Below are 15,460 nucleotides of genomic sequence, written 5' to 3' on the forward strand. Positions count from 1 at the left end.
AGAGGCCTGTCGTTTCGAACCATATCCAGGCCGCCAGGGCGGCATCTCAAGGGAAAAGAAACATGGCCAATGTGGTGGTCGTCGGCTCGCAATGGGGCGACGAAGGCAAGGGCAAGATCGTCGACTGGTTGTCGGAGCGCGCCGACGTGGTCGTGCGCTTCCAGGGTGGCCACAATGCCGGCCATACGCTGGTCGTCGACGGCAAGGTCTACAAACTGTCGCTGCTGCCGTCGGGCGTGGTGCGGCAGGGCAAGCTGTCGATCATCGGCAATGGCGTCGTCTTCGACCCGCACGCCTTTGTCGCCGAAGTGGCAAAACTCAAGGCGCAAGGCGTCGAGGTGACTCCGGACCGCCTGAAAATAGCCGAAAACACCGCGCTTATCCTGTCGCTGCACCGGGAGCTGGACGGATTCCGCGAGGACGCCGCCTCCAATTCCGGGACGAAAATTGGCACGACCCGTCGTGGCATCGGCCCCGCCTATGAGGACAAGGTGGGCCGGCGCGCGGTTCGGGTGATGGATCTGGCGGATTTGGAAACGCTGCCCCTCAAGGTCGACAGGCTGCTGACGCATCATAATGCGCTGCGTCGCGGGCTTGGCCATAGCGAAGTCACGCATGAGGCGATCATGACCGAGCTGACTTCGGTCGCCGATGAGATCCTGCCCTATATGGACCGCGTCTGGAAAATCCTCGAAGACAAGCGGCGCGCCGGCGAGCGCATTTTGTTCGAGGGCGCGCAAGGCACGCTGCTCGACATCGATCACGGCACCTATCCGTTCGTCACCTCGTCCAACACCGTCGCCGGCCAGGCCGCTGCCGGCTCAGGCGTCGGCCCCGGCGCCATCGGCTATGTGCTGGGTATCACCAAGGCCTATACGACGCGCGTCGGCGAAGGCCCGTTCCCGACCGAGCAGAAGAACGAAATCGGCGAATTCCTCGGCACGCGTGGCCACGAATTCGGCGTCGTCACCGGCCGCAAGCGCCGTTGCGGCTGGTTCGACGCCGTGCTGGTGCGCCAGGCCGTCGCCGTCAATGGCATCAAGGGCATTGCGCTGACCAAGCTCGACGTGCTCGACGGGTTGGATGAGATCAAGGTCTGCACCGGTTACCGGCTCGACGGCGAGGCGATCGACTATCTGCCGGCGAGCCAAGGCGCGCAGGCGCGCGTCGAACCGGTCTACGAGACGCTGGAAGGCTGGAAAGGCACCACCGCCGGCGCACGCAGCTGGAACGACCTTCCGGCGCAGGCCGTCAAATATGTCCGTTACATCGAGGAGCTCATCGGCGCACCCGTCGCGCTCCTTTCCACCAGCCCGGAACGGGACGACACAATACTTGTGACCGATCCGTTTCAAGACTAGTTTTCTGAAGCCTTTCCGGGCATCGCGGCCGATTTGCGGGGGCCGGCGCGGAAACAAACTACAGGTCGACTGAAGCATGGCAGATTTCGTTGCTGTTCTGAAAAAGGCGCTCGACAAATATGGCGAGCCGGCGCTCGACGTGCGCACGCGGACCTATGACGGCGCCCGTGCGGCGCTGGTCAAAAAGCTTGCGGATTTTTCGCCGCCGCTGTCCGCCGACGTCATCGCCAAGCAGAAACGCTCCCTGGAAGACGCCATCTCAAGTGTCGAGCGGGACTATGCCAAGGCTACGCCGGCATCCGATCCGCTGGCTGAACTCGAGCACATCTTCTCCTCCATCGACCGCAACAAGAACCAGCCCAGCCACATAAAGCCGTCCACCACGCCTGCACCTGCCTGGCAGCCGGCGAAACCTGCGCCGTCGGCGCCGGTTGCCCGGACGGAGCCGAGCTGGCAGCGGCCCGCAACGACACCACCGCCGCCCGCTGCGCGTGCCGAAAGCGTCAACGAGCCGGTCGCGGAGCTGGACGCCGACGACGACAGCGCCGATGTGTTTGCCAATGACGAGCAGCCGGCCACGGACACCTTCCAGCGCCTGCGCCCGGCCGAGCGCAAGCGCAGCTATGGCGGGCTGATCGCCGCTGGCGTCGCCCTGCTGGTGGTCGCCGGCGGCGGCTATGGCATCTGGCTGAACAAGGATGCGTTTGGCTCGATGCTCGGTTTTGGCGGCGACGCCAAGACGGTCTCGACCGAACCGCTGGTCAAGCCGGCACCGGCCAAGCCCGCGGCCGAAGCGCCCGCACCGGCTGCCGCCGGCGAGGGAACGAAATTCACGCAGCGCCTGACGCCCGAAGGCGGCGAGACCGACCCAGGTCCCGCGGCCGGTCAAAGCGGCATTGGCGAGGGCGAGTCCGTCGCAGCGCTGACCACGCCGCCGCCACCGGCTCCGGCCCCTGCTGCGGCGCCAGCGCCTGCGACCCCGCCGCCCGGCGATGCCGCAGCCACGGCGGCGCCTGCCACGCCGGCGCCTGACGCTTCCGCTACGCCACCGGCAACGCCGCCAGCCGATGGCGCCGCGCCGCCGGCCAATGGGGCGGCACCGGCTGATTCCGCGGCCACGCCGCCGGCGCCCGCTGCTGGCACGCCGCCAGCGGCACCGACGGCTGCAGCGCCCGAGCCGACCGTTGCGGTCGGCCAGAAGGCGATTTTCTATGAGGAGCGTACCTCGACCGCGCAGGGTTCGGCCGAACCCGGCAGCATCGTCTGGTCGCTGGTGCAGGAATCACCCGGCGGCGACCTGCCGCCGGAGCCGGCGATCCGCGCCGAGGCAAGCATTCCCGGCAAAAACATCCAGCTGCGCATGACCATCCGCCGCAACACCGACCAGACGCTGCCGGCGAGCCATATCATCGAGATGATCTTCCTGACGCCCGAAGGCTTTGACGGCGGTGGCGTCGACAACATCCTGCGCGTTGCCATGAAGAGTTCGGAACAGGACGCCGGCAGCCCGCTGATCGGCATCCCGGCCAAAATCGCCGACGGCTTCTTCCTGGTCGCGCTCAACGACACCAAAGCCGACGAGGACGCCAACCTGACCTTGCTAAGGGGCCAGGACTGGATCGACGTGCCGGTGGTCTACAAGACCGGCCGCCGGGCGCTGCTGACCATGGAAAAGGGCATTCCCGGCGAGAAGGTGTTCGACGAGGCGCTGAAGGCCTGGCAGGCGAAGACGGCGGGCTGATAGGGCCGCCGTAACGGGTTGGCCTCGCTCAGAAGCCTTGAAACAGCATGTCGAGCGCGGCGACGATGTCGTCGTGATGCCTGGAAAGATTTCCCTCAGGGTTACGCAGTTCGGAAACGCTGAAGGCCGAGACAAATTGCGTGACCATCACATGATCTTTGCCGTTTATGGCGAAGGTCGGGTTTAGTCGGCGACCGGGAACCGGGGCTATCTTGGGTGGCATCAAAGGGACGACTACCCTAGTGCTCAGTCCTTCGAGGATGTCTGACTGCACGTCGAGAAGATAGCCGCCGCTCTCGGTATTCAGATAGAAATCGTAACGCGCCATCAGAACGGCCGGTGTTTGGCCAATGGCAGCCCGTTCTTTCTGACATACTCATTGGAGCTTTCGATGGCTTCCTTGTTTTCTTCCTGCCACCGGCGCGTTTTTTCCGCTGCAATCGCTTTCGCTATGCCTGCTTCGGCAGCCCGGGAGATGTTGATGCCCAGCGCTTTGGCGTCCTTGATCAACTGAGAATCAATTGACGTATTGACGGATGTTCGCTGAGTCTTTGACGTCGATTGAAGCATGATGATGCCCTTCTTTATGCGCATAATATACGCGCATAAAGAGCCGCATGCAATCGCTCACCCCTCCATCTCCTCGCGCAGCATCTCGAGTTCCAGCCACTCTTCCTCCAGCGCTGCCAGCGTGGCGCGTTCCTTGTCGAGGGCGGCGATGGTCTTCTGGAACGAGGCGGGGTCGCGCTCGTAATAGGCGGGGTCGGCGATGTTGTTTTCCAGCCGTGAGATCGAGGCCGTCACCGCCTCGATTTTCTTGGGCAGCGATTCCAGCGCGAATTTTTGCTTGAACGACAGTTTCTTTGCCGGCCCTTTAGGTGCTGCCGTTTCGCCTTTGGGCGCAGCCGGTGGGTCGCCGGCCTCAGTCTTGGTCCGCGCCTTGCGGTCATCGAGCCTTGTGCCGCCGCGCTGCGCCAGCATGTCGGAATAGCCGCCGGCATATTCGACCCAGCGGCCGCCACTGTCCGGCGCGATGATGCTGGTTACCGTGCGGTCGAGGAAGTCGCGGTCGTGGCTGACCAGGATGACGGTGCCGGCAAAGCCGGCGACCAGCTCCTGCAGCAGTTCCAGCGTCTCCATATCGAGATCGTTGGTCGGCTCATCAAGAACCAGAAGGTTCGCCGGCCGCGCCAGCACGCGGGCCAGGATCAGCCGCGCCCGCTCGCCGCCGGACAGCTCGCGCACCGGTGTGCGTGCCTGCTCCGGCTTGAACAGGAAATCCTTCATGTAGGAAACGACATGGCGTTGCTCGCCATTGATGACGAGGTTCTCGCCACGACCGTCGGTGAGATACTGCGCCAGCGTCTCCTGGGGATCGACCGCCTCGCGCTTCTGGTCGAGCGTAGCGATCTCCAGATTGGTGCCGAGCCGCACCGAGCCGGCATCGGGCTTCATCTCGCCGGTCAGCATCTTCAACAGCGTCGTCTTGCCGGCGCCGTTCGGCCCGACCAGACCGACGCGGTCGCCGCGCTGGATGCGGGTCGAAAAGCCTTTGACCACGGTGAGGTCGCCAAAGCTCTTCTCGATGTTCTTGGCCTCGATCACCAGCTTGCCGGATTCGGCGGCATCGCTGGCCACCATGGTGGCGGTGCCTTCAGCGCCGCGATGGCCACGAAAACGCTGGCGCATGGTCTGCAGTTCGCCGAGGCGGCGCATGTTGCGCTTGCGCCGCGCCGTCACGCCGTAGCGCAGCCAGTGCTCCTCGCGCACGATCTGGCGACCGAGCTTGTGCTGCTCGCGCTCTTCCTCTTCCAGCACCAGGTCGCGCCATTCCTCGAAATGGCCAAAACCCTTGTCGAGGCGGCGGGTCTGGCCGCGATCCAGCCAGACGGTGGCGCGCGAGACGCGTTCGAGGAAGCGGCGATCGTGCGAGATGACGATCAGCGCCGAAGAGGTGCGGACGAGCTCCTCTTCCAGCCACTCGATAACCGACAAATCGAGATGGTTGGTCGGCTCATCAAGAAGCAGAATGTCAGGCTCCGGCGCCATGACGCGGGCAAGTGCCGCGCGGCGCGCCTCGCCGCCGGAGAGGTCGTTGGGACTTTCCGTACCGGCAAGGCCGAGATGCTCCATCAGATAGGTGGCGCGGTAGGGATCGTCGGCCGGTCCCAGCCCCGCCTCGACATAGGCGCGCACATTGGCAAAGCCCTCCATGTCGGGCATTTGCGGGAGATAACGCACCGTCGCCGAAGGCTGGCGGAAGACCTCGCCGTCCTGCGGCTCGATCAGCCCGGCGGCGATCTTCAAAAGCGTCGACTTGCCCGAGCCGTTGCGGCCGACCAGCGCGATCTTGTCGCCGGCGGATGCGGTGAGTTCGGCGCCATCGAGCAGCGGTGCGCCGCCGAAGGTCAGTCTTATCCCGTCGAGATTGAGAAGGGGCGGGGCCATGTCAGCTTTCAGGCAAGGGGAAGGGGTGAGCAAGCAGCAGCGCGCGGCCGTGGCCGAGCGCGATTTCGAGCCGGCCCCCGGACTTGTTGGACTTGACTTCGTTGGAGATGGTCAGCGACGAGCCGAAGGCGACCTCGACATGGTCGAGCGGCCATTTGGCGCCGGACACGGTGAGGCCCGAAAGATCGGAAAAGCCGAGCACGGAGAACAGCGTGCCGTCGGCATAGTCGAAGCCAGCCTTGCCCGGTAGCAAGGGCACCCCCTCCTGCGCGCCGCTGGTCAACAGCACTTTCGTGCCGGCCTCGGCCAGCCGCAGGCTGAGCGCCAGATGCAGGAAAGCGTGGTCGGCGCGCTTACCGCCGAAAGCGCCGGCCAGAACCAGGCTGGTGGCGCCGCGTTCCAGAGCGGCTGCGATGGCCAGTTCGCCGTCGGTCTTGTCTTTTTCTGGCGGAAATACCTGGCGCGGCACGGCGGCGAGATCGGCGGGCAGGTCCGCCGGAACGGAATCAAAGTCGCCCACCCATAGCTCCGGCATCAGGCCGAGCATCCGGGCATGACCGATGCCGGCGTCGGCGGCGATGACGCGCGTGCCCTCGACCTGACGGTCGAGCCGCGGCGTGCGGATGAGATCGCCGCCAAGCAGGATGGTGAATGTGCTCATATCCGGTGGCCCTTACCAGCCCGGCGAATGAAACGGAAGGCCGGCCGGTATTGCTGTCGGCAAACTTCCACTTGCGTGGCACCTTGGCCGGGCCTATGTGTCGAAACGCTCTAACGGGGTGCCGGACGCGATCTTCGCGGACCGGCTGAGAGGCAGTCTCGCCAACCCGCTGAACCTGATCCGGCTTGTACCGGCGGAGGGATTAGACGCTTCGGACAGAACCGACGCCTCAATTCCTTTCAACACGAATGAAGGAGGCGCCGATGCGCATGTTCTTGTCCCGTCTTGTCCCAGCCCTGGGTCTTGCCGTTTCGCTTCTCGCTGCGCCTGCGTCCGCGCAGGAAAAACTCACCGTCTATACCTATGAGAGTTTTACTGCCGACTGGGGCCCGGGTCCTGCGGTGAAGAAGGAATTCGAAGCCGAATGCGGCTGCAGCGTCGATTTCGTCTCGGTCGCCGACGGCGTCGCGCTGCTCAACCGCGTCAAGCTGGAAGGGGCGTCGACCAAGGCGGATATCGTGCTTGGCCTCGACACCAACCTCACCGCCGAAGCCAGGGCCTCCGGCCTGTTTGTCCCGCATGGCCCGGTGGCTGAAAACAGCGTGCCGGGCGGCTGGAGCGACGATATTTTCGTCCCCTTCGACTATGGCTATTTCGCCGTCGTCTACGACACCGAGAAGCTGAAGACCCCGCCGAAGAGCCTGAAGGAATTGGTCGAAGGCGCTGCTGCCGACAAGATCGTCATCCAGGATCCGCGTACGTCGACGCCGGGTCTCGGCCTCCTGCTGTGGGTCAAGTCGGTCTATGGCGACAAGGCGCCGGAAGCCTGGGCGAAGCTCAAGCCGAAGGTGCTGACGGTGACGCCGGGCTGGAGCGAGGCCTATGGCCTGTTCACCAAAGGCGAGGCGCCGATGGTGCTGTCCTACACGACCTCGCCGGCCTACCACATGGTGGCCGAGAACACCGAGCGCTACCAGGCGGCGTCCTTCGAGGAGGGCGAGTATCTGCAGATTGAGGTCGCCGGCATCACCACCACGGGTGCGAAAAACCCGCTGGCGGCAAAGTTCCTGGCCTTCATGACCGGGCCGAAATTCCAAAATGTCATTCCCGAAACCAACTGGATGTTCCCGGCGGGCAAGACCGACAAGCCGCTCAACCCGGCGTTCGACAAACTGGTCAAGCCGGCGAAGACGCTGCTGTTCAGCCCGGAAGAGGTTGCGGCCAACCGCAAGGCCTGGGTGGATGAGTGGCTGGGTGTGATGAGCAAATGAGCGCCCTCTTCACCCTCCCCCTTGTGGGGAGGGTCGATCCGCGAAGCGGAGCGGGGTGGGGGTAGCGACGTTGAACCCAGCCTCACCCCCACCCCGGCTCGCGGACACCGCTTCGCGGCATCCGCGCTCCGACCCTCCCCACAAGGGGGAGGGTGGAAGGCGCGCAGCCTCTGATCCCCGCGTCACCGCTGGCATTGTCGCGCTCGCGGCCATCGCGCTGCTGATCGGCGGCGCCTTTGCCGGGCTCATCCGCGAAGGCGCGCACGACCTCTCCGGCGCCCTATCCGCCTTCGATCTCTATCTCCTGCGCGTCGTCCGCTTCACGCTCTGGCAGGCCGTGCTTTCGACGCTGCTTTCCGTCGTACCGGCGCTGTTCGTCGCCCGCGCTCTGTCGCGGCATCCGCGCTTCCTCGGCCGCGGCTTCATCCTGCAGCTGTTCACCGTGCCGCTGGCGCTGCCGGCTATCGTTGCGGCGCTGGGCATACTGGCGCTCTATGGCCGGGCCGGCTACTTCGCCGCGATCGGCGGCCAAAGCTGGCCCGATATCTATGGGCTGTCGGGCATCCTCGTTGCGCATGTGTTCTTCAACCTGCCACTGGCGACGCGGCTGTTCCTTGAGGCACTGGGCACGGTGCCGACCGATCAATGGCGGCTGGCGAGCCAGCTCGGCATGGGGGCTAGGCCAGCCTTCCGGCTGATCGAATGGCCGGTGCTGCGGGCAGCACTGCCGGGCGTGGCCGGCCTTGTCTTCATGCTCTGCATCACTTCCTTCACCATCGTCCTCATCCTCGGCGGCGGGCCGGCGGCGACGACGCTGGAGGTCGCCGTCTACCAGGCACTGCGCTTCGACTTCGATCCGGCCCGAGCGGTGACGCTGACGGTGCTGCAGATTGCACTGACCTTTGCCGTCGTGCTGGCGTTGGCGCGGCTGGGCGCCAATGTCACCGGCGACGCCAACCTGCCGGTGGCGCCGCGCCGCTATCTCCCGGCCGGTAGAGCCGAGACGGCGCTCAACGCTGCCCTGATCGTGCTCGCCTTGCTGTTCGTCGCTGGGCCGATGGCGGCAACTGTCGCATCTGGCCTTGGCGCCGATCTCAGCCGGCTGGCCGGCGAGAGCGCCGTGCGACAGGCGACGTTGACCAGCGCCGTCCTGGGCCTGCTGGCGGCGCTGCTTTCGGTGGCGCTGTCGCTGTCGCTGATCATGGCGCGCCGGGCGCTGTCCCTGCGCCGCCGCGTCGGTGCCCGCCCGTTGCTCGAATATGTCACCGACACCGGCGCCGGTTTTGTCCTCGTCGTGCCTCCCATCGTCATCGGTGCCGGCTGGTTTCTCTTGCTGCGCACGATCAGCGATGTCTTTGCCATCGCGCCGGTCATGGTCGTCACCGTCAACGCGGTGATGGCGATGCCCTTTGCCATCCGCGCCATGCGCCCCGCCTATGATGCGGCGAGCGAACGCCACGAAAAGCTGTGCGCACAGCTCGGCATTTCGGGCTGGAGCCGGCTGCGTCTGATCGACTGGCCGTCGCTGCGGCGGCCGCTGGCCACCGGTTTTGCCTTCGCCATGGCGCTGTCGCTCGGAGATCTCGGCGTCATCGCGCTGTTCGGCAGCGATTCGGTGCAGACATTGCCTTTTCTGCTCCTCGCGCGCATGGGCAGTTATCGCACCGCGGATGCTGCCGGACTGGCTTTGCTGCTTGGACTGATCTGCCTCGCACTGGTGGTCGCCGCGGACTGGTTGGGACGGGGAGAAAGATCGTGAATTCCGCCAACAAGGGCGCGGCCGTGCGGCTGGACAAGGTCGCATTCAGCTATGGCGAGACGCCGTTCCTGTTCGATGTCGAATTCGCCGCCTCGAAGATCACCGCCATCATGGGCGCGAGCGGTTCGGGAAAGTCGACCTTGCTCAACCTGGTGGCCGGCTTCGAGACGCCGCAATCCGGCCGTGTGCTGATCGGTGGCGCTGATGTTGGTGCTTCCGCGCCTTCGGCACGGCCGGTCTCGATGGTGTTCCAGGAGAACAACCTCTTTGCCCATCTCTCGGTGGAAAAGAACGTCGGGCTCGGCCGCTCGCCATCGCTTAGCCTGACGCAAACCGATCGCGCTGCAATCGCCGACGCGCTCGAGCGTGTCGGCCTTGCCGGCAAGGAAAAGCGCCTGCCGCGCGAACTCTCCGGCGGCGAAAGGCAGCGCGTGGCGCTCGCCCGCGTGCTGGTGCGCGACCGGCCGGTGCTGCTGCTCGACGAGCCGTTCGCTTCGCTCGGACCGGCATTGCGCGACGACATGCTCGACCTGGTGGCCGGCGTCCATGCCGAGCGGCCGATGACGGTGCTGTTCGTCACGCATCAGCCGGAAGACGCGCGCCGCATCGGCGAGGACATGGTTTTTCTCGACAATGGCAGGGTTGCCGTAACGGGAACTGCGGCTGATTTTTTCGATGGCACTGGCCCTGAAGCATTTCGGCGCTATATCGGCGCAAGTTCGGGCGGATCACGCGATATTGCCCGGAAGCGGACATAATTTACGACCAAACCGGCTACAGGTGATGTGGCGCTTGCTTGCCATGGTCCAGCTGATGTGGCTAGGTCCGCCCAGTATTGGTCCGGCACAAGCCGTGATTTGCCCCCTACAGCGCCGCATCCATCCGGATGCGTAAAACGCTGTAGGTTTTTTGATTTGTGCAGGATTGCCACCGAAAATTCGTTTTTTCGCTGGCGCGGACCCCTTGGGTCCAGGTCATGCGCCGAGAGCTGAAGGGACGCCGTGCTGTCGACCGGCACTGACACTTTGAGACGCAGGCCGCTGGCGCGCTTCCTGGCGCTGGCCGGCCTTGCCGTGGCGCTGGCCAGTTGCCAGATGTTCACGCCTCCGGAAGTGCAGGAATCCGGCTTCCAGCCTTCCGACAAGCCGATCACGGTCGACAATGTCGCCGCCAACAGCAAGCTCGCCGAACTGGCGAAGGCGCAGCACCCGCGCATCCTCGCCACCTATGGCGGCGAGTATTCCGATCCCAAGCTCGAGCGCATGGTGGCCAAAGTCGTCGGCAGCCTGACCGTGGTGTCGGCCAATCCGACCCAGACCTATCGCATCACCATCCTCAATTCGCCCAACGTCAACGCCTTCGCGCTGCCGGGCGGCTATCTCTACGTCACTCGCGGCCTCCTGGCGCTGGCCAATGATTCGGCCGAACTCGCCGCCGTCATCGCGCATGAGATGGGCCACGTCACCGCCAATCACGGCCTGCAGCGCCAGCAGCTCGAGGCCGAGGAAGGCCTGGCGACCAAGGTGGTCTCCGATGTGCTCGGCGACAGCCCGACCGCCAAGGCGGCGTTGATCCGCGGCAAGCTCAGGCTGGCGCAGTTCTCGCGCAACCAGGAGCTGGAGGCCGACGCCATCGGCATCAAGTCGATCGGCGAAGCGGGCTACGATCCCTATGCCGCCGGCCGCTTCCTGCAGTCGATGTCGGCCTATACCGATTTCCGCTCGATATCAGGCGCCACCGATGCCAGCCTCGACTTCCTGGCCACGCACCCCAACACGCCGCAGCGCATCGACCTGGCGCAGCGCCATGCCCGCCAGTTCGGCGCGCCGGGCGTCGGTACGCGCGACCGCGATTCCTTCTTGGCCGGCATTGACGGCCTGCTCTACGGCGACACGCCGGAAGAAGGCTATGTGCGCGGCCAGACCTTCCTGCATCCGGGGCTCGGCGTATCGTTCACCGTGCCGGACGGTTTCCTCATCGACAATACGGCTGCGGCGGTGACGGCGACCGGCCCGGGCGACATGGCGGTCCGCTTCGACGGCGTGTCGATCGACAAGGACCGCGCGCTGACCGACTATATCAAAAGCGGCTGGGTGGCCGGTCTCGACGAGACCAGCGTGCGCCAGGAGACCATCAACGGCAATGAGGCGGCGACCGCGCATGCCGGCGCCGACGGCTGGCAGTTCGACATTGCGGTGATCCGTGCCGGCGGCCAGGTCTACCGGCTGTTGACGGCGGCCCCCTCGGCCAGCACGACACTCGACCCGGTGGCGCGCTCGGTCAGCGGCTCGTTCCGCATCCTGAGTGCGGCCGAAAAGGCGGCGCTGAAGCCACTGCATATCCGCGTCGTCACCGTTCAGGCCGGCCAGACCATGGGTTCACTCTCGGCGCAAATGGTCGGCGTCGACCGCAAGCTCGACCTGTTCAGGGTGCTCAACGCGATGTCGCCGGGCGCCTCGGTTTCGGCCGGCGACAAGGTCAAGATCGTCACCGACAAGTAAGAATTGGGCAGGCAGGCGGCGCTGCCGGTCGCAGCCGGTGGTGGCGAAGGTGATTCCACCCACATTGTCTGGTCGGCCACCAATGACCGCCGCGGTCAGCCAGGGCTGCCGCCGCCGCCTTGTCCGCCATTGCCGCTGCCACCGCCCCGCCAGGGCACAGTGAATGGATCGGGTTCGCTCGGCATCGGCACGGGTCCGAGCAGTTTCGGGAGGGGCTCCCTTCTCGGCTTGGCGACCTTGGGCGGCTTCGTGCGAATGACCTTTGTCTTGATGATCGTTTTCGTTTCGGGCTTGCAGGCTGCGATCGCCAGGGCATTGCGCCCGGCAGGACCGAGAATGCTCATCGTATAGATGTTCTGGCGTTCGATACCGGCCCTGAGGAAGGCCACGGCACGGGCCGAGTCGGCGGGCACGCCATTGCGACCGTCCTTGAAGATCACGGCGAGATCGTTCATGGCATTGCTATGTCCCATCGCCGCCGCCTTGAGCAGCAGGTCCAATCCCTTGCCGGTATCGCGTTTCACGCCGAGGCCATTGAACAAGGCTCGTCCCCACGCCGTCATCGCGTAAGGGTCGCCCTTGGCGGACGCTTCTGAATAGAGGCCATTGGCTTTCGTGGAATCCGCAGTCGTCCCTATTCCGGACGAGGCGATGCGGCCGAGTTCGAAGACGGCCCGGACATGTCCCCTGTCGGCAGCCAACTGGATCGCCTTGCTGGCTTCGTCGACCTTGCCTGACGCCAGCAAGGCACGCCCCAGCTCATAGTGGAAGCGGGCGATGTCGGGGTAGGCCTTCACCGCCGCCTGGCAAAGCTCGACCGCGTTGCCGCCGATCTCGTTGGGCAGCAGTCCTGGGACCACGCCTTGCAGGTCGAGGGGTTCGCCTGCCGCCTGGTCGCAAGGGTCGACCTCTGGCGACAGCGTCATCGTCGCCCGTTTCGACGAATTGTTGGCTCGGATTTCGAAGCCGATCTTGACGGCAGCTGTCGAGCCGACCTGCGGCTCATAACGCAGATCACCGACTTCATTGGCCATCATGCTCGATTGTAGCGACAGGATGCGGTCCGGCAGCGACAGCGTTCCCGTTGCCGGATAGCTGGCGAGCTTCAGGCTGATGCCTGGATCCTTTGCCGGCAGATCCAGCTTCAGCGGCACCGGGCCTATTCCGACCGGAACCTTGACATCGCGATCGCCGATCGCCTCGGCGGCGCCGGAAATATGGATGCCGCGCTCCAGCACCCGCTGCTTCTGCTCATCCTTGAGCGAGGCGATGATCTGCTTGCCGTCGGCGCCCTCGCCGCTCTTGACCCGCAGCACCAGAACGCCTTTGGATTCGCCGCCCCAGTCGTCGTGCGTGGCGTAGGCCAGCGTGTCGACTTGTTCCTGCGCGCCGACGCCCTTGGGGACTTCCATCTTCAGACGCGGCAGATCCTTGCTCTGGATCGGCTGGCCCACTTTGACAGGTTTGCCATCCAGCGTCAGCCGGCCGAGCGTCGGCGGGCTTTCAATGCTGACGGTGACCGCGCCGCCGTCGACGTCTACAGGCTGCGGCAGGTCCAGCGCGACAGGACCGACGCCGGACGGCACGACCTTCTCCAGCACTGGCGGCAGCGAGGGCCGGGTCACACGACGCATCAGCACGACGTCGTCGATCAGCGAGGAGTTTTCCCACGGAACCTGCTTGCCATCCGTGGCCTTGACGACATCACGGCGCACCGCGGCCATGACCGTGCGTATCTCCTGGTTCGGCGCCAGCGCCCGGCGCGAGAATGCCGACGAGAAAGGGCTGAGATTGCCGGACCCGTCATAGGCGATCGCTCCAGGTTCCGTGGCAAAGGCGATCAACGTGTTCTGCGAGCTTTTGACTTGCGCGAGGCCGGTGCCGCTGGTGGCGATCAATTGATCGCGCAGCCAATAGTCCTTGCGTGGAAACGGATTGTTGCGGCAGGCATCGAGAATGATCACCTGGATCTTGGATTTCGAGCGCAGCTGCTCAAGCACATCATCCAGCTTGACGGCCTGGACCTCGATGTCGGCTGCATCCTTGAGCGAGGCATCGACCGGGATCAGAAAATTCTCGCCGCCGATCTGGAAGCCGTGGCCGGAGTAGTAGACGACGGCCAGATCGGCGCCGTCCGCGGCCGCGAGATAGTTGCGGAACTGCTCCTCGAACTGAAGTCTGGTGACGTCCTTGGCAAGGAATACATTGAAGCCAGCCTGCCGAAAAGTGTTCGACACATCGTCGACGTCGTTGTCAGGATTCTTGAGAGCGGGAATGTTCCGGTACTCGGAATTGCCGATGACAAAGGCAACCCGTCGATCGGCGCGAGCATCGAATGTCGTCAGGCCCACGAGGACCAAGGCCGCAAGGATCGCATAGCATCGCAACATGACAAACCTCCATCCGCTATGACCGGTTCGGTCGCACGAACGCAGCGGCCGGTCTGTAAAGCGGGTCACAATCTGCAAATATATTGTAGAGGAATGCCGCCATGACGGCGATACATTATTACTTAATCAAATTCTTACTTATCACCTCAGAAAAATCGCAGGTGCGTTCAGGCTGCCTGCGTCTGAAACTCCGGGTTCTGCTTGACCAGCGCGACCTTGAGCTTTTCCATCGCGCGGGCCTCGATCTGGCGGACACGCTCCTTGGAAATGCCGAGCGTCTCGCCGAGCGCTTCCAGTGTCGCGCCGTCGTCGCTCAGCCGGCGTTCCTCGATGATCCTGAGTTCACGGGCATTGAGCGCGCCGAGCGCTGCCCTCAACCAGAGCAGGCGGCGTTCGAAATCGATGGTGTCGCTGGCGACTTCGTCCGGCAGCGGATCGTCCGAGATCAGGAAGTCCATCCGCTCGGTGGTGCCGGTATCGTCGGCGAGTGGCGCGTTGAGCGAGGAGTCAGGCGCGGAAAGCCTGGAATCCATCATCGCCACATCGGCCTCGGAGACGCCGAGCGCCACCGAGACTTCGCGGTAGAGCGTGGCGTTGGAGATTGGCTCGGCGCCATTGGCCAGCCGGGCACGCAAGCGCCGCAGATTGAAGAACAGCGCCTTTTGTGCCGAAGAGGTGCCGCCGCGCACGATCGACCAGTTGCGCAGGATGTAGTCCTGCATCGAGGCACGGATCCACCAGGTCGCATAGGTCGAGAAGCGCACCTCGCGCTCCGGCTCGAAGCGCGCCGCCGCTTCCAGCAGCCCGACATGGCCCTCCTGGACCAGATCGCCGAGCGGCAGTCCGTAGTGGCGGAATTTCGAAGCCATCGAGATGACCAGCCGCATATGCGCGACGGTGATCTGGTGCAGCGCCTGCTGGTCCTGGTCTTCCTTCCAGCGCAAGGCGAGGACATGTTCCTCGTCACGTTCGAGATAGGGGGCTTTCATCGCCGCTCGGACCATGGTCCGTCCTGCCGTGTCTTCGATCATGCCGCGCTCCTGCTCTCGGACATTTTCGGACGGCCTGGCGGCCGCTATCTGTAATCAGGTGCAGCGAGGGTTCTTGAAATGGCAACGCCGCGCCCTACAACACGGCATGAACGTGCCACACCGGGGATTGGTTCCGCCGCCGATGGCGGTTGTTTTGTGCCGTGCGACAGAGTGCGCCGACAGCGCCGAGCGGGCCGATTGGCACGGATAAGATTTGTTTTGAGAATCTGATTTCTGGATCGCCATTTTTTTGAAATCTGGTTCCTTATTTTGCGGCTCTCTATCTGTCAGTTTCCG

The 15,460-nt window shown here is 64.6% G+C and carries 12 protein-coding genes and 1 riboswitch; of the genes, 6 read left to right on the forward strand and 6 right to left on the reverse strand.

The window, feature by feature from the left end; translation table 11 throughout:
* Positions 1-62 precede the first annotated feature (62 nt).
* Both AC1DYJ_RS07065 and AC1DYJ_RS07070 read left to right on the forward strand, forming a co-directional pair.
* Positions 63-1,361 (forward strand): adenylosuccinate synthase, encoded by a 1,299-nt coding sequence (locus AC1DYJ_RS07065; RefSeq protein ID WP_477286664.1) that lies wholly within the window; start codon positions 63-65, stop codon positions 1,359-1,361.
* A 76-nt stretch (positions 1,362-1,437) separates the two neighbouring features.
* Positions 1,438-3,102, forward strand: a complete 1,665-nt coding sequence (locus AC1DYJ_RS07070; RefSeq protein ID WP_477425996.1) for a hypothetical protein — start codon at positions 1,438-1,440, stop codon at positions 3,100-3,102.
* Positions 3,103-3,130: 28 nt separating this feature from the next.
* Here AC1DYJ_RS07070 and AC1DYJ_RS07075 read toward each other — a convergent pair whose 3' ends face one another.
* Genes AC1DYJ_RS07075 through AC1DYJ_RS07090 form a run of 4 tightly spaced genes read right to left on the reverse strand, consistent with a single transcriptional unit; the run spans position 3,131 to position 6,211 of the window.
* A complete protein-coding gene (locus tag AC1DYJ_RS07075; protein WP_477283938.1) occupies positions 3,131-3,430 on the reverse strand; it encodes a CcdB family protein in 300 nt (99 codons plus the stop codon).
* Entirely contained in the window at positions 3,430-3,672 is a 243-nt protein-coding gene (locus AC1DYJ_RS07080; RefSeq protein ID WP_477425998.1) for a type II toxin-antitoxin system CcdA family antitoxin, read from the reverse strand. The genes AC1DYJ_RS07075 and AC1DYJ_RS07080 overlap by 1 nt, the downstream gene beginning before the upstream one ends.
* 57 nt (positions 3,673-3,729) lie before the next feature.
* A complete protein-coding gene (locus AC1DYJ_RS07085; RefSeq protein ID WP_477283934.1) occupies positions 3,730-5,550 on the reverse strand; it encodes an ABC-F family ATP-binding cassette domain-containing protein in 1,821 nt (606 codons plus the stop codon).
* A gap of 1 nt (position 5,551) precedes the next feature.
* Complete coding sequence (locus AC1DYJ_RS07090) at positions 5,552-6,211, reverse strand: thiamine diphosphokinase (RefSeq protein WP_477283932.1); 660 nt, start codon at positions 6,209-6,211, stop codon at positions 5,552-5,554.
* A 104-nt stretch (positions 6,212-6,315) separates the two neighbouring features.
* Positions 6,316-6,430: riboswitch (TPP riboswitch) on the forward strand.
* A 44-nt stretch (positions 6,431-6,474) separates the two neighbouring features.
* On the opposite strand from AC1DYJ_RS07090, the gene thiB reads away from it, so the two are divergent.
* The 4 genes from thiB to AC1DYJ_RS07110 all read left to right on the forward strand — a co-directional run bounded on the left by thiB (position 6,475) and on the right by AC1DYJ_RS07110 (position 11,742).
* Positions 6,475-7,482 (forward strand): thiamine ABC transporter substrate binding subunit, encoded by a 1,008-nt coding sequence (gene thiB, locus AC1DYJ_RS07095; RefSeq protein ID WP_477283930.1) that lies wholly within the window; start codon positions 6,475-6,477, stop codon positions 7,480-7,482.
* A 193-nt stretch (positions 7,483-7,675) separates the two neighbouring features.
* Positions 7,676-9,241: a thiamine/thiamine pyrophosphate ABC transporter permease gene (gene thiP, locus AC1DYJ_RS07100; protein WP_477283968.1), complete on the forward strand. Its 1,566-nt coding sequence runs from the start codon at positions 7,676-7,678 to the stop codon at positions 9,239-9,241.
* The gene (gene thiQ, locus AC1DYJ_RS07105) at positions 9,238-9,999 is read left to right on the forward strand and encodes a thiamine ABC transporter ATP-binding protein (protein WP_477283928.1); all 762 of its coding nucleotides are present in this window, start codon (positions 9,238-9,240) and stop codon (positions 9,997-9,999) included. The genes thiP and thiQ overlap by 4 nt, the downstream gene beginning before the upstream one ends.
* A 336-nt stretch (positions 10,000-10,335) precedes the next feature.
* Positions 10,336-11,742 carry a M48 family metalloprotease gene (locus AC1DYJ_RS07110; protein WP_477283966.1) on the forward strand — a complete coding sequence of 469 codons (1,407 nt, stop codon included), beginning with the start codon at positions 10,336-10,338 and terminating at the stop codon, positions 11,740-11,742.
* A gap of 95 nt (positions 11,743-11,837) precedes the next feature.
* Here AC1DYJ_RS07110 and AC1DYJ_RS07115 read toward each other — a convergent pair whose 3' ends face one another.
* A complete protein-coding gene (locus AC1DYJ_RS07115; protein WP_477283926.1) occupies positions 11,838-14,132 on the reverse strand; it encodes a caspase family protein in 2,295 nt (764 codons plus the stop codon).
* Between the two features lie 167 nt (positions 14,133-14,299).
* Positions 14,300-15,163: an RNA polymerase factor sigma-32 gene (locus AC1DYJ_RS07120; RefSeq protein WP_477283924.1), complete on the reverse strand. Its 864-nt coding sequence runs from the start codon at positions 15,161-15,163 to the stop codon at positions 14,300-14,302.
* Positions 15,164-15,460 lie beyond the last annotated feature (297 nt).

The sequence above is a fragment of the Mesorhizobium sp. P2_B11 genome (assembly GCF_056404855.1).

Excerpts from the sequence above, each read along its gene's own strand:
- AC1DYJ_RS07090 (WP_477283932.1), bottom strand. The coding sequence starts at position 6,211 with ATGAGCACATTCACCATCCTGCTTGGCGGCGATCTCATCCGCACGCCG.
- AC1DYJ_RS07110 (WP_477283966.1), top strand. The coding sequence starts at position 10,336 with ATGTTCACGCCTCCGGAAGTGCAGGAATCCGGCTTCCAGCCTTCCGAC.
- thiB (WP_477283930.1), top strand. The coding sequence starts at position 6,475 with ATGCGCATGTTCTTGTCCCGTCTTGTCCCAGCCCTGGGTCTTGCCGTT.
- AC1DYJ_RS07070 (WP_477425996.1), top strand. The coding sequence starts at position 1,438 with ATGGCAGATTTCGTTGCTGTTCTGAAAAAGGCGCTCGACAAATATGGC.
- AC1DYJ_RS07085 (WP_477283934.1), bottom strand. The coding sequence starts at position 5,550 with ATGGCCCCGCCCCTTCTCAATCTCGACGGGATAAGACTGACCTTCGGC.
- AC1DYJ_RS07115 (WP_477283926.1), bottom strand. The coding sequence starts at position 14,132 with ATGTTGCGATGCTATGCGATCCTTGCGGCCTTGGTCCTCGTGGGCCTG.
- AC1DYJ_RS07065 (WP_477286664.1), top strand. The coding sequence starts at position 63 with ATGGCCAATGTGGTGGTCGTCGGCTCGCAATGGGGCGACGAAGGCAAG.
- AC1DYJ_RS07120 (WP_477283924.1), bottom strand. The coding sequence starts at position 15,163 with ATGATCGAAGACACGGCAGGACGGACCATGGTCCGAGCGGCGATGAAA.
- AC1DYJ_RS07075 (WP_477283938.1), bottom strand. The coding sequence starts at position 3,430 with ATGGCGCGTTACGATTTCTATCTGAATACCGAGAGCGGCGGCTATCTT.
- AC1DYJ_RS07080 (WP_477425998.1), bottom strand. The coding sequence starts at position 3,672 with ATGCTTCAATCGACGTCAAAGACTCAGCGAACATCCGTCAATACGTCA.